Annotated in this window: 12 protein-coding genes; 5 read left to right on the top strand and 7 right to left on the bottom strand. The window is 49.8% G+C overall.

All coding sequences use genetic code 11. The annotated features are described in order from the left end of the window. Positions 1-80 precede the first annotated feature (80 nt). The gene (gene ldcA / locus A9B99_RS01850) at positions 81-998 is read right to left on the bottom strand and encodes a muramoyltetrapeptide carboxypeptidase (protein ID WP_064594062.1); all 918 of its coding nucleotides are present in this window, start codon (positions 996-998) and stop codon (positions 81-83) included. A gap of 133 nt (positions 999-1131) precedes the next feature. Here ldcA and emtA point away from each other — a divergent pair, with 133 nt between their 5' ends. Further along, positions 1132-1740, top strand: coding sequence for a membrane-bound lytic murein transglycosylase EmtA (gene emtA, locus A9B99_RS01845; protein WP_064595451.1), 609 nt, complete (start codon positions 1132-1134; stop codon positions 1738-1740). A gap of 1 nt (position 1741) precedes the next feature. On the opposite strand, the gene ycgR is transcribed toward emtA, so the two are convergent. Together ycgR and treA are read right to left on the bottom strand one after the other, a co-directional pair. Further along, positions 1742-2473 (bottom strand): flagellar brake protein YcgR, encoded by a 732-nt coding sequence (gene ycgR / locus A9B99_RS01840; RefSeq protein WP_064594060.1) that lies wholly within the window; start codon positions 2471-2473, stop codon positions 1742-1744. Between the two features lie 250 nt (positions 2474-2723). Further along, complete coding sequence (gene treA, locus A9B99_RS01835; protein WP_064594058.1) at positions 2724-4496, bottom strand: alpha,alpha-trehalase TreA; 1773 nt, start codon at positions 4494-4496, stop codon at positions 2724-2726. Positions 4497-4763: 267 nt separating this feature from the next. Here treA and A9B99_RS01830 point away from each other — a divergent pair, with 267 nt between their 5' ends. Further along, on the top strand, positions 4764-5678 hold the full coding sequence (locus A9B99_RS01830) for a LysR family transcriptional regulator (protein ID WP_064594056.1): 915 nt from the start codon (positions 4764-4766) through the stop codon (positions 5676-5678). 58 nt (positions 5679-5736) lie between these two features. On the opposite strand, the gene A9B99_RS01825 is transcribed toward A9B99_RS01830, so the two are convergent. After that, on the bottom strand, positions 5737-6705 hold the full coding sequence (locus A9B99_RS01825; RefSeq protein ID WP_064594054.1) for an aldo/keto reductase: 969 nt from the start codon (positions 6703-6705) through the stop codon (positions 5737-5739). A gap of 262 nt (positions 6706-6967) precedes the next feature. On the opposite strand from A9B99_RS01825, the gene dbpA reads away from it, so the two are divergent. Continuing rightward, entirely contained in the window at positions 6968-8341 is a 1374-nt protein-coding gene (gene dbpA / locus A9B99_RS01820) for an ATP-dependent RNA helicase DbpA (RefSeq protein WP_064595449.1), read from the top strand. Between the two features lie 463 nt (positions 8342-8804). On the opposite strand, the gene A9B99_RS01815 is transcribed toward dbpA, so the two are convergent. Further along, positions 8805-9716, bottom strand: coding sequence for a LysR family transcriptional regulator (locus tag A9B99_RS01815; protein WP_064594051.1), 912 nt, complete (start codon positions 9714-9716; stop codon positions 8805-8807). Positions 9717-9826: 110 nt separating this feature from the next. Between A9B99_RS01815 and A9B99_RS01810 the strand changes: the two genes are divergently transcribed. Continuing rightward, positions 9827-10618, top strand: coding sequence for an alpha/beta fold hydrolase (locus A9B99_RS01810; RefSeq protein ID WP_064594049.1), 792 nt, complete (start codon positions 9827-9829; stop codon positions 10616-10618). Between the two features lie 128 nt (positions 10619-10746). Here A9B99_RS01810 and A9B99_RS01805 read toward each other — a convergent pair whose 3' ends face one another. Together A9B99_RS01805 and A9B99_RS01800 are read right to left on the bottom strand one after the other, a co-directional pair. Next, entirely contained in the window at positions 10747-11226 is a 480-nt protein-coding gene (locus A9B99_RS01805; protein WP_064594047.1) for a carboxymuconolactone decarboxylase family protein, read from the bottom strand. 59 nt (positions 11227-11285) lie between these two features. Further along, the gene (locus A9B99_RS01800) at positions 11286-11711 is read right to left on the bottom strand and encodes a GNAT family N-acetyltransferase (protein WP_064594045.1); all 426 of its coding nucleotides are present in this window, start codon (positions 11709-11711) and stop codon (positions 11286-11288) included. Between the two features lie 103 nt (positions 11712-11814). Between A9B99_RS01800 and pdxR the strand changes: the two genes are divergently transcribed. Beyond that, the gene (gene pdxR / locus A9B99_RS01795) at positions 11815-13197 is read left to right on the top strand and encodes a MocR-like pyridoxine biosynthesis transcription factor PdxR (protein WP_064594044.1); all 1383 of its coding nucleotides are present in this window, start codon (positions 11815-11817) and stop codon (positions 13195-13197) included. The last annotated feature ends 85 nt before the right edge of the window (positions 13198-13282 follow it).

The raw sequence follows: 13282 nt of genomic DNA, 5'->3' as shown, positions 1-13282 counted from the left end.
TGTCTCCTTGCAGTAAAGCATTTGTTTCTTAAACGCTATCACAGTTTTCACTAATGAAAACTGTGAAATAGCGTTTATTTTTACCGGCGTAAAACGGGATGGCCAGAAAGTGTCAACATTGCCATGTCACCCTGATGAGATAACCGGGCAGCAGCGCCCAAAGGCAGAGTGACTGTGCGGGCTTCATGACCAAAATTAAGCCCGGTGACCAGCGGCACAGTCAACTTGCTGCGCAGAAAATCACACATGACATCGAAATTGTAGCCGTCATCATAAGTATTGAGGGTAGTACCATTAAAACTCCCGAGAATAATGGCCCGCTGCTTGTTGAGAATACCGGCGCGCAGTAGTTGCATTAGCATGCGTTCCACCCGGAAAGGGTGTTCATTCACGTCTTCCAGAACCAGAATGCCGCCTTCAATATTGGGTAACCATGGCGAGCCAACTAGGGAAGCAATCATGGACAGATTGCCCCCCCACAAGGTGCCACTGGCTTCAAATGGCGTACTGTCACTTACCCATTGTAATGTGAATTCAGGCTCCTGAAGCGCCTGCCAGAAGTGGTTCCAGGTGAAAGTGTTGAGATCTTCAGAGCCAAAATTACCTGCGAGCATTGGCCCACTGAATGTGATGGCTTGTGGATGCCGGGCCAGCAAAGCTAACTGGAACACAGTAAAGTCGCTGTGCCCGCAAATCGCCAGGGGTGCCTGTTCAAGGCGGTGTGCAATTGCGCCATAGTCGATAGACTCAAGCAGCCGGGTCATGCCATATCCCCCCCGAACCGCTAAAACGATATCCGTGCTGTTACCCAGTTGGGCGATTTCGGAAAGGTCGGAAAGCCTGGCGTTGTCATCACCCGCAAAGCGCTGGAAACGACGCGAAATGACTGCCTGGTTTTCTACCTCATGTCCGGCGCTGACCAGCCTTTCAACGCCACGAAGTGCGGCCTCTTGCTTAACACAATAACCTGAAGGGGCAATCAGATGAATAACTGGCATGCGAATTCCTTGCTGACTTGGCGATGTATTTGAGTATGATGCCGCGTACACCTTGCGTTGTCATCAACAGGTGTTCGTCGCCAGCGTGGTTGGTGTAATTATAAACAGGATGAAGGGAAGACGGATGCGGTATGTGAAGTCCAGGTGGTTACTGTTTTTAATAGTCTTATTGGCAGGCTGTTCAGGCCATGAATACAAGCAACAACCCTGGGACCCGACGTTGCCTGTGGCACGGGCAAAGCAGTGGATGCCCATAAGCCAGCAGGCAGGAAGCGCATGGGGTGTCAGCCCGGAGTTAATTACGGCAATTATTGCTGTTGAGTCGGGAGGTAACCCGAATGTTGTCAGTGCTTCTAATGCAGTCGGTCTGATGCAGATCAAAGCTTCTACAGCTGGAAAAGATGTCTGGCGACGGATGGGGTGGGCAGGGCAACCCACGGACAGTGAACTGAAAAACCCGGAACGGAATATCTCGGTTGGCGCCGCTTACCTCAGCATTCTCGAGAAAGGGCCGCTGGCAGGTATCCAGAACCCGGAAGTGATGCAGGACGCACTGGCTGTCTCCTATGCAAATGGAGCGGGAGCACTATTACGTTCGTTTTCTTCAGACAGAGCCACAGCGATTGAGAAAATCAACAAGTTGGATCGCGACGCATTTTTCCAGCATGTGGTAAAAAAACACCCTGCTGCACAGGCGCCGCGTTATTTGTGGAAAATCAACAAAGCGCTGGATGCGATGTAACCTATTTCACGCGGTCAGCCTTCTGCCGGGCTGCCCGCTCGAGTTCATAGATAACTTTCTGTAAATCCCGCTCCTGAGCTGGCCCCAGGTTCAAAAAACGAAAGCTCAGGCGCGGCATAGTGACCGTTTCATTTTTATTGTCAATAATTTTGCGCTCTGACAAAGCCAGTAGTTGGGTATCGAACTTAAAAATACCCCACTCCTGCATATCAATTTCAACCTGCGGAATCATCATGCCCTCAGTAATACTGGCAGGTAATGCCTGGCGTAATAAAATTCCCATGCCGCCAAGTGAAATATCCTGAATCATCCCTGAAAATTTCTCTTCACCGGGAAGCAGAATGTGGCAGAAATAAGGCGGGTGAGCAGGCGGGGTAATACGAAAAAATTCGCGGCGCTGAACATACCACAGGCTGTCGGGTAAAGAGCTGGTAAAAGCCGGTAAGTCCTGATAAATATCAGAAGTCATACCATTAAGTGTGAATTCGACTTTGGCACCCTGAGTTTCAGCCGTCACGGTTACAGACGTGGCTTTTAATACTTCCTGGTTTTCCTTGTCCTGGCTGCCATAGTCTATAACCAACCCTCCAGTATCAACCGATAACATCCGGCTGATAAATTGCCCTTTAGACCATGACACGCACACAGGCGACTGGGACTTTACTAAATCCTTAAGCACACCAAGAACAGCGAGCTGCCCTTGCTTTAAAAATTGTTCACTGTAATTACCCACCGGTATTTCCTTGTAGTTACACCTGACAGATGTTTTTTCGTTATCGGCGTAGTTGCCAGAAACTTAAGGCAAACTTACGCATAGCTGTGTATTAATAAGTATTAATGTAAAAGTGTAAAGTTGCCAGCCCTTGCAGGCGAGCCTGTCAGGCAGAAATGGTGTGTGATAAGTACAAACGAAAGGTACGGGTGAGACTTCAGGTATTTATAACACCCCGCACAGTATCTGCGGGGTGCGGGTGGTGGATGGATTATTTCCCTGCCGCCACCGGATTGGCTGCCTCCGGTAGCGGGGAGGCTGAAGTGGCTGGCGTGGCGACAGGTATGCTGGCAGGTCCAGTACTCATGTTTGTGTTTGTAATTGTGGCCGGGCGAGTCTCTGGGACATCATTACACGGCGATTTCTTACCACATAGCAAGTCCAGCATTTTAAGCGTTACACCATTGGTCCATCCGAAGCCATCCTGGAGTGGGTATTCGCCACCACCTCCCCCGACACCGGTTGTGGTGACATCATATTTCTCCAGTAATTTGTGCTCACGGTTGTAGGTGTGCTGGACATTTGTCAGAAAACGCCAGGTTATCTCCGTCGCCAGCCCTGACTGGTTGTAATTCTTCAGGCCTTCGACCGCTACCCACTGTAAAGGTGCCCACCCGTTCGGCAAGTCCCATTGTTGCCCGCTACGCACCAGTGTTGTGGCGATACCGCCAGACTTGAGCAGTTTTTCTTCCGTTATTTTCGCCATTTTCTGGGCGCGGTCAGTCGCTGCCGCTTTGACATATAACGGGAAAAGAGCAGCGGCTGTTAACTGGCTGCGCACTTTGTGGGTTTTGAGGTCATAGTCGGCATACCAGCCCTCTTTGCTATTCCACATATGGGACTCAATAGATTGCTGGCGTTTATCTGCAAGGCTGTCGTAGCGACTGGCCCCGGCGTTGTCGCCAGCTGCTTTGCTGGCACGGGACAGCGTTTTTTCCATCAGAAACATCATTGCGTTCAGGTCGACAGGCACAATGCTGGTGGTACGAATTGAACCTAACTGCTCCGGGTCATCCATCCAGCGAGAACTAAAATCCCAGCCAGATTCAGCCCCAGCCCGTAAATCCCGGTAAATATCTGTGGCTGGTCGTGAAGGGTAGTGCTTCGCTGTTGTTACATCATCCAGCCAGGACTCCGGGCGAGGCGTATCTTCATCATCCCAGTAGCGGTTAAGAACCGCGCCATCTGCCAGTTTAACCACCCGGCGGTGTGCTTCACCCGGTGCCAGTTGGTCGCTTCCCGCCATCCAGTATGCGTACTCTCTTTTCATTTCGGGCAGCCATTTAACCAATGCGTCATCGCCTTCATGGCTTGCCAGTAATGACACCATTAGCGGGAAAAACGGAGGCTGCGAACGGCTCAGATAATACGTTCTGTTGCCATTAGGAATATGCCCCCACTTGTCTATCTCCGAAGCAAAATTCTCCACCATATCGCGCACTTTATCCCAGTGCCCACTTTCGGCAAGCCCCAGCATAGTGAAATAACTGTCCCAGTAATAAACTTCACGGAACCTGCCGCCAGGCACAACATAAGGTTTGGGAAGCGGCAATAATGAGTCCCGTTCATCAACATTATCGGTGCTGCGCGTCAGTACAGGCCAAAGGCTGTCAATATGCTCACGTAGCGACTGTCCACTGGGGGGCACGTATTTCTCACTCTCATGGGGCATCACGAAGTTGAGCGCAACAAAGTGGCGTAAATCAAACCCGGACTGATGTTGTTGCATGCGGTAATCCGCAAGGATCATCAGCGGATCGCTTTTGGCCACCGCATCAGTAAATGTTTTTTGATCCGCAAACAATTTTGAACGCTGCACTTCGGCAAAAAGTGGCCCCAACGTTTGGTCAGGGGTTTGTGGATAATTATTCAGCCCTTCTTCTGCCAGGGCGGGGGCGGGGCTTAAACCAAGTATTGCGCCACTGAGGGCAACCTGGATGGCAAGAAAAAGCGTTCTTGGGCGACGCAGAACGGACTTCATCATCAACCGATCTCCTCCTGATTATTGCCATCAACTGTATTCAACCATATGAAAATCTTAATTGATTATAAAAGAGAACAGACAGTTATCAGTGTAAAAAAGGAAATTTCCGGAAAATTTACCTTTGATGCATTTCGTTACAGCATCCATTCACCAAAAGAATGAGTGTCAGGAGCCTGGCTGGCGCACGAATTCGTATGTTCAGGTTAAAAATGACGTTACCCTGTCTCTCTGGCAAAATTTGGAAAACAGTGAGCAAAGGCGTGCCGGATGCTGAAAGACAATTTTAACGACCTCTATTACCTGATAATTGTAGCCCGTGAGCGTAGTTTCACACGGGCAGCAGCACAACTGGGCATTTCTCAATCGGCCCTGAGCCATGCCATAAGAGGGCTCGAAGAACGCCTGGGTATTCGTTTGTTAACCCGAACCACCCGGAGTGTAGCGCCAACGGAAGCAGGCGAGCAATTGATCAATGCTATTCGCCCACATATGGATGAGATAAAACTTGAACTGCTTTCACTCACGGACATGCGCGATAAAGTCGCCGGGAATATTCGTCTGACGTTGGGTGAACATGCGCTCGAATCTACAGTATGGCCAGCACTGAAAGCGTTCCTTGAACAATACCCCGATGTGAATGTGGAAATGACCATTGATAACGGACTGCGGGATATTGTCAGTGAGCGTTTTGATGCAGGAATTCGGTTGGGTGAACATTTGGCTCGCGATATGGTTGCCGTGCGTATCGGCCCGGACTGGCGCATGACGGTAGTTGGGTCACTTGGCTATTTTGCTAAACGAAGTAAACCGAAAACACCTTACGAATTACAGGAACACAACTGCATAAATATGCGCCTGCCCACGCTTGGTGGGTTGTATGCATGGGAATTTATGCGTGGGGAACAGGAAATCAAAGTTCGGGTGCAAGGGCAACTGACTTTAAATACCCTGGCGTCACGCGTGGATGCGGCAAAAAGTGGTTTTGGGCTGGCGTATATTCCGGAAGATACTGCAAGTGAAGGTATTGCATCAGGGGAGCTTATTGCTGTACTGGAAGACTGGTGCGACCCATTCCCGGGTTATTTTCTTTATTATCCAAGCCGTAAACAACATACCGCTGCATTTGCAAAACTGATTGAGGCGCTGCGCTATTCGCCCGAATGCTCAAGCCAGCCCGAATAGTTTGTGCAAAATAAGCCAGCAAAAAATGTACTGGCTTTTGCTTAAGACAACGGATAAATCAATAACGGTCGCCAACCACTTTGATGGCAGACAGCGCCTGATTTATTTCTTTCAAGTGTTGTTCACTTAGTGACAAGTTGGCTGCCGCCAGGTTTTCCTGAAGCCGTGGCAGAGAGCGGCTCCCGGGAATGGGCACAATCCAGGGTTTTTGTGCCAGTAACCAGGCAAGAGCGACTTGTGCTGGTGTCGCCTGGTAATGTTTTCCCATTTGTACCAGAAGATCGACAACCACCTGGTTTGCGTCAATAGCTTCTTTTGTAAAACGCGGGTTGTGGCTGCGCAAATCACTTTTATCGTAAGTGGTTGCTGTAGTAATTGTCCCTGTGAGGTAGCCCCGTCCAAGCGGGCTGTAAGGTACCAGACCAATGCCGAGCTCTTCACAAGTGGGTAAAATTTCCTGCTCGATATTACGCCACCATACTGAGTATTCACTTTGCAGTGCGGCGACAGGCTGGACACTGTGAGCCCGGCGAATAATATCGGCGCTGGCTTCAGATAAACCAAAATACTTTACCTTTCCTTCCTGAATCAGGTCTTTCACTGCACCGGCGACATCCTCAATCGGCACGTTTGGGTCAACACGGTGTTGATAAAATAAATCAATACAATCAACATTCAGGCGTTTCAGTGAAGCCTCGGCAACACGCCTGATCTGCTCCGGGCGGCTGTCAAACCCTTCAGCAGGTGAGGGGCCAGTTTCAGGGTTGTGTTTGAAGCCAAATTTGGTTGCTAATACCAGTTTGTTTTTATCCACAGAGGCAAAAGCTTCACCCAGTAGCGTTTCATTAGTAAAAGGCCCGTAAACTTCGGCTGTATCGAAAAAAGTTACTCCCAGACTCACGGCCTGATGGAGCAGGGTTACCATTTCTTGTTTATTTGCAGGTTTGTCGGCAAAACTCATGCGCATACAGCCCAGGCCCAGAGCTGAAACTTCCAGCCCGCTGTTACCCAGTATTCGCTTCTCCATGACATCTCCCATTTCTTTAATTAACCAGTCGATGTTACGGCGTTTGGGCAGCGACGATAATAGCGGGTTCTTGAATACACTATGCAGTTTGACTCATAAATTTCACAATATGACAGACACAGCACTCTTTTATTGAGGCACGTTCGGAGCCACGCGTTGCGCAGCCCATAAGCATTCATCTCCTGAGTCAATAATTCGCCATGCAATTCAGGTGAGGGGTGGTATTATTGCCGCCCACTGGCTTTTATCCGGAATTATTACTGTGACCTCATTTGCTGAACTTAACGCTCTGTCTTCCCAACAACTCGCGACACTTGAAACGCTCGGCTACCTGGCGATGACGCCGGTTCAGGCCGCGGCATTGCCAGCCATTCTTAGTGGAAGAGACGTCCGGGCTCAGGCAAAAACCGGAAGCGGTAAAACAGCAGCCTTTGGTCTTGGTTTGTTGCAGCATATTGATGCGACACAATTTACTACCCAGTCTCTGGTGCTTTGCCCGACACGCGAATTAGCCGATCAGGTTGCAGGTGAACTGCGCCGTCTGGCGCGTGCCACGCCAAATATTAAGGTGCTGACACTCTGTGGCGGAGTGCCATTTAATGCGCAGCGTGATTCACTGACCCATGCACCGCATATTATCGTGGCAACGCCCGGACGATTACTGGACCACCTGAACAAGCAGACCGTGAGCCTGTCTGCATTACGTACTCTGGTGCTGGATGAAGCAGATCGCATGCTGGATATGGGGTTTGCTGAAGCTATCGATGAGGTGGTCGCATTTGCCCCCGCTCAGCGCCAGACGCTGCTGTTTTCTGCCACCTGGCCTGTGGCCATTGCGGCAATCAGCCAACGCTACCAGCATGAACCTCTGGCGATAGAAATAGATACAGCAGAAGCGCTCCCGGCGATACAACAGGAGTTTTATGAAGTACCCCGCAATCAAAAAATTGCTGTACTGCAGGCTCTGTTGAGCCGTGAGAAACCAGCATCCTGTGTGGTGTTTTGTAATACCAAAAAGGACTGCCAGGCAGTGTGCGATGCCCTGACCGCCAGTAACCAGAGTGTGCTGGCGTTGCATGGCGATATGGAGCAGCGCGACCGGGACCAGACATTGGTACGTTTTGCTAATGGCAGCAGCCGTGTGCTGGTGGCAACCGATGTAGCTGCGCGCGGGCTTGATATAAAAGCACTGGCAATGGTGGTGAATTTTGAACTGGCCTGGGACCCGGAAGTCCATGTACATCGCATTGGACGTACTGCGCGAGCCGGGGAAAGTGGCCTGGCAGTGAGCCTGTGTGCGCCAGAAGAAGCCACCCGGGCAAATGTGCTGGAAGAAATGCTTCACATAACGCTTAACTGGTGCCCACAACCTGCCACTGGCAAGGTATTGCCGCTTGAAGCTGAAATGGCAACCCTGGCGATTGATGGTGGTAAAAAAGCAAAAATGCGCCCTGGTGATATTCTGGGGGCATTAACCGGAGATATTGGGCTGGACGGAGCCGATATTGGTAAAATCGCCATCCACCCAATGCATGCTTATGTTGCGGTGAAACAGTCCGTTGCGCGTCACGCCTGGAAGCAATTGCAACAAGGTAAAATCAAAGGGAAATCCGTTAAAGTACGCTTGTTGAAATAAGCAGTTGTTAGTTTATTTGGCTGCTAACCAGTGTTGCGCTCAGTAAAATCACGCCACATTATGGTGTGGCGTGATGGTAGTTCAGGCAATACTGCGAGAATTACTGCCAGATCAGGTGAAACAGCTAATGGTAATATGTGCTTCGTCATTTTACCGGGTATGTATTCTTTCCTCAGGGGCGGGGGTATGTTCTTGCAGAAGTTCCCGCGCACGAACTCTGGTTGTGTATCGGTAATCACATCTGTTTTGACGTTGCCAAAGGTTGTCCGCGCTTTTCTTTAATCCCGTTATAAAGAGCAGCAATTATCTTTCCTTTAAAGGCTGGTTCGCATGGGTGTTGCGCAATAACCCCTTCCCGGTTTTCTTCGAAAGCTCTGTCATATTTAATCCCTGACACATCCTTTTTTACCCCGAAGGCCAGAAGGACCAGGAGCCATAAACTCGGGATACCGGTGTGCAGACTTCATTCAGGTTTATCCCACGGAGGATTATCACCAAAAGCCTGTGCCAGGTAATCGACAAAGTGCCGTACTTTAGCCGGAATATGTAATGCGCTGGGGTATACCGCCTGAATAACCAGTTCGCTGGGGGTATAGCCAGGCAGTAACGGAATTAGCGTCTTGCGGCGGATATGCTCACCCAGCACAAATGTGGGTGCGTAAACAATCCCCATGCCGGCGAGTGCCGATGCAACGAGAAACTGCGTGTTATTCGCCAGTAATCGGCAAGGGCCTTTGAGTGTGAAGGCTTGCTGTTGCGCATCAATAAGTGTCCAGTTGCCTTCAGAGACGGCCTCACTAAAGGCAAGCCGGGGGGCATCATGCAAGTCTTCAGGTTTACATGGCGTACCATTTTGCGCAAGCCAGTTTGGGGATGCACAGAGCACCATACGGCATGGTGCCAGCCTGCGCGTGACTAACTGTGAACGGGTTAGTCTACCGATACGTATCGCCACATCTACACGGATATCCAGCAGGTCTGTGTAGTGGTCTCCCAGCAACACTTCTGCATTCACATAAGGATTATCTGTCAAATATCGGGCCACAATACCCGACACATGCATCTCCCCGAATGTGGCAGGTGCTGCAATCCGCAAGGTACCCCGCGCACTCGTCTGGATATCACCCGCTTCCCGGACTGCTTCGTCGTAGGCTTCGAGAATCTGTTTACAGCGTTCGTAATAGAGTAATCCGGCATCGGTAAGGCTTAACTGGCGGGTTGAGCGTTGCAAAAGCCGTGCATGCACCTCGGTTTCAATAGCGCTGACATGCTTTCCTGCCATGGCTGGAGATAGCCCAAAACGTCTGGCAGCAGCTGCAAAGCTACCTTCATCAACGGCTGCGACAAAAACCGCAAGGCTTGTTAACCGGTCCATTTATTATCCCATTCAATAACTGTGTTATCGATTGTCGATAGTTTTTTATGGATTATCAATCCTTGATGTTGAATTTATCCTTACAGGCATTCAACCAGAGGAGACAGACAATGAAACTCGATATCAATGATACGCATCTTCACGTAACACAACGGGGGGAGGGAGTGCCTGCGCTGGTGTTTCTACATTATTATGGCGGCTCATCGCGTACCTGGGAGAGCGTGATTAACATTTTACCCAATGACTACCAGACTATTGCTTATGATCACCGGGGATGGGGGGAGTCTGGCAAGCCGACAGATGGCTATGACATCGCGGGGCTGGCTGCAGATGCAGAAGCAGTGATTAAGAAACTGGGCATACAGCGTTACATTCTGGTTGGGCACTCTATGGGGGGAAAAGTGGCACAGTTGATTGCATCACGCCAACCGCAAGGGCTTGAAGGGTTAATCTTAGTCGCACCATCACCCCCTACACCGATGCACCTTTCTGATGAAGAGCGCACGGTGCTGAAGAGTGCTTATTCGTCATGTGAATCAGTGGAATATGTGATTGATCATGTGCTGACTGCCAAAACACTCAGTGCAGAACACCGCAAACAAGTGATTGAGGACAGCCTGAAGGGAAGTATTCAGGCAAAAAAAGCGTGGCCGGACGAAGCAATGAGAGAAGATATTACGGCCTGCGTAAGCGCAATCAGCGTGCCAACCCTGGTGATATCCGGTGACCAGGATAAAGTAGAGCGCCTCAATGTACTCAAGGAAGAACTCTTACCCCGGATACCAGAGGCCAGGCTGAATGTCATTTCTGGTGCCGGGCACCTGTTACCACTGGAGGTACCCGAAACCCTCGCGTCCATGATAGCTGGCTTTGCAGATTGTGTGGTAAAGCAGATGGTATAGTCGCTTGAGTCATAAATCGTTTCAGATAATGCGGAGCAGAATATGAATTAGCGTTACCACTCCGGTGTATTTTTGCAGAACAATGTTGATATAAAACCGCCAGTGACAGAACCACTGGCGGTTAAAAATTAACTTAAATCAGCCCGGTCCAGACCGTAAGCGCTGTCGAGTGTACCAGGTACCGCCCGGGACAATATCTGCAGGCGGTTCCAGGCATTAATCATGGCAATGCTGAAGGTCAGCGCTGAAATTTCCTCTTGTGTAAAATGTTCACTCAACTCGCTATAAAGTGCCTCGCTTACACCCCGGTTGTCGATGTGGGTCAGGGCTTCAGTGAGTGCCAGAGCGGCTTTTTCTTTAGCAGTGAACAAGGGGGATTCACGCCAGATTGCCACATGGTAAAGGCGAAGTTCACGCTCCCCATGCAATTTTGCTTCTTTGACATGCATATCAAGGCAAAACGCACAATGGTTTAATTGCGAGGCACGGATATCCATCAGATGACGGAGCTTTTTGTCCGGCATTGTTTTTCCTGATGCAACCGAAGCATCGCTCAGAATTTTAATGAGCGCGGGGATAGTTTGAAAATGATCAACGCGTGACGACATGATGTATTCCTATTTTAAAGTAAACAGTGAATGGTGTGCTGTGTATAACGCTTGCTTTGTCAGTTGAGTTCCCGATAAAAATGCAGGCCACATGCGCTATAGCTTGAGAACTGATAAAACGCCTGCGCCTGTGTATTGCTGACGGCGGTATCAAGCACCATCCGGCTACAGCCGTATTCACGAGCAACAACTGCCAGGTTATTCAGCAAGTCTGCGCCAAAACCCTGCCTGCGGGCTGTCCGGGCAGTTACCAGATCGTCTACGTAGCAAAAACGGCCATGAATAAAATTTTCCAGCAGGCGGTAACCTGCCAGCGCCACTGGTTTGCCGTTTTGTTCCATGCCAGACAGCCGATAGCCTTGTTTCTGTTGGCGTTGTACCTGGCTGATAAACTGAGCCTTACTCTTAAGCTTGCAGCGCAGTTCGCACATAAGCGTATAACAGCGGGCGAGCTCTTCTGGTGTGTCGTAATGTGCAATTCTCATCTCGGCCTGTACTCATTTGTTGAGTTGGTGACGGCATTTTAAATTGGTATGTCTGGTTAAAAAGGGTCAAAATTAGATAAAACAAGTAGGACATATAGAGTCGATGACGGGATATAAAGAGATCTATGGGCGCTACCGCCAGCAGATTCTGGATGGAAGGTTAAAACCAGGTGACCGTGTACCGGCCATTCGTGTGCTCGCGAGTGAGCTACAGGTAGCCCGCAAAACGGTGGAAGCCGCATATGAGATTTTGACTGGTGAAGGGTATTTTGTTAGCCAGGGGGCGAAAGGTACGCGTGTCAACCCTGCTCTCCATGTGCCCGCTATGACCAGTATTGTTACTGCTGTGCCAATTCCTGTGCCCAGTTCTCCGACAAGCGAAAGCAAAAGTGAACTGCGGCTGGGTATTCCGGCACTGGATGCATTCCCACATAAAAAATGGCTGTTGCTTTCGGGTAAAGTGGCTCGCAGCCTGCGGCCTGAAGAGATGGTAGTGCCGCCGGTGATGGGGTATCAGCCGCTACGTGAAGCTATCGCAAACTATCTGAATATTTCACGTGGGTTGAACTGCAAGGCTGAACAAATTTTTATCACCAGCGGCTATCGTGCCAGCCTGCAACTAATTTTGTCGGTACTGGCACAGCCGAATGATAAAGTGGTATTTGAAGACCCGGGCTTCTTCCTCGGCCAGCAATTACTAAAACACATTGCACCTAATTTGCATTATGTGCCGGTTGACCAGCAGGGTATTAATGTTGACTATCTACAGTGCAATCACGCTGATGCGCGCTTTGCCATTGTTACACCTACCCATCAAAGCCCGCTGGCAGTCAGCCTGTCATTACCTCGAAAACACCAATTACTGGAATGGGCACAACAAAATAATAGCTGGATTATTGAAGATGATTACGATGGCGAGTTTCACTATACACGGAAAGTGATCCCGGCACTGAAGAGCCTGGATACACACGAACGGGTAATTTATACCGGAACGTTCAGCAAAACCATAATGCCAGCAATGCGTATTGGCTACCTGGTGATGCCACTGGGAACGTTGAGGCGCTTCAGCGAACTGGGACAAATACTGGAAACCGGTTTGCCTCTGCTACCGCAAAAAATTCTGGCGCAGTTTATCAACGAAGGGCATTTTTACCGACACCTTAAAAAGATGCGCATTCTCTACCAGCAGCGCCGCCGTTTGATGCTGGATGCCATCCAGTTTGTGTTTCCAGACCTGTTTGAGTTTGAACTGACTGGCGGTGGTATGCATATTGTCGCTTTTCTGAAATGCAGTATGCAGGATATCGCGCTGGCTGAGCTCTGGAGGCAACATGAACTCTGTGTGCGGCCACTCTCCAGTTGGTATATGCAGCAACAGAAACGTTATGGTCTGTTAATTGGCTATACCAACATTCAGTCATTTGAACAGGCGCAGGCAATTTTGCAGCGTGTGGCAGAAAAGACCCGGGCGATGATGCTTGTGTAGCCGTATTGTTTTAATTCGCAGAGGTGAGGGTTAATCTATTCTGTTTGGCCATTCAACTGTTATCCGGCAATGTGTCGTCCTAAAT

It is taken from the genome of Mangrovibacter phragmitis, from assembly GCF_001655675.1.
GTDB classification, from domain to species: domain Bacteria; phylum Pseudomonadota; class Gammaproteobacteria; order Enterobacterales; family Enterobacteriaceae; genus Mangrovibacter; species Mangrovibacter phragmitis.
The sequence above is the reverse complement of the archived record's forward strand: the minus strand, read 5'-3'. Positions and strand labels throughout refer to the sequence as shown.

Excerpts from the sequence above, each read along its gene's own strand:
- ldcA (WP_064594062.1), bottom strand. The coding sequence starts at position 998 with ATGCCAGTTATTCATCTGATTGCCCCTTCAGGTTATTGTGTTAAGCAA.
- treA (WP_064594058.1), bottom strand. The coding sequence starts at position 4,496 with ATGATGAAGTCCGTTCTGCGTCGCCCAAGAACGCTTTTTCTTGCCATC.
- A9B99_RS01830 (WP_064594056.1), top strand. The coding sequence starts at position 4,764 with ATGCTGAAAGACAATTTTAACGACCTCTATTACCTGATAATTGTAGCC.
- A9B99_RS01825 (WP_064594054.1), bottom strand. The coding sequence starts at position 6,705 with ATGGAGAAGCGAATACTGGGTAACAGCGGGCTGGAAGTTTCAGCTCTG.
- A9B99_RS01815 (WP_064594051.1), bottom strand. The coding sequence starts at position 9,716 with ATGGACCGGTTAACAAGCCTTGCGGTTTTTGTCGCAGCCGTTGATGAA.
- A9B99_RS01810 (WP_064594049.1), top strand. The coding sequence starts at position 9,827 with ATGAAACTCGATATCAATGATACGCATCTTCACGTAACACAACGGGGG.
- A9B99_RS01805 (WP_064594047.1), bottom strand. The coding sequence starts at position 11,226 with ATGTCGTCACGCGTTGATCATTTTCAAACTATCCCCGCGCTCATTAAA.
- A9B99_RS01800 (WP_064594045.1), bottom strand. The coding sequence starts at position 11,711 with ATGAGAATTGCACATTACGACACACCAGAAGAGCTCGCCCGCTGTTAT.
- pdxR (WP_064594044.1), top strand. The coding sequence starts at position 11,815 with ATGACGGGATATAAAGAGATCTATGGGCGCTACCGCCAGCAGATTCTG.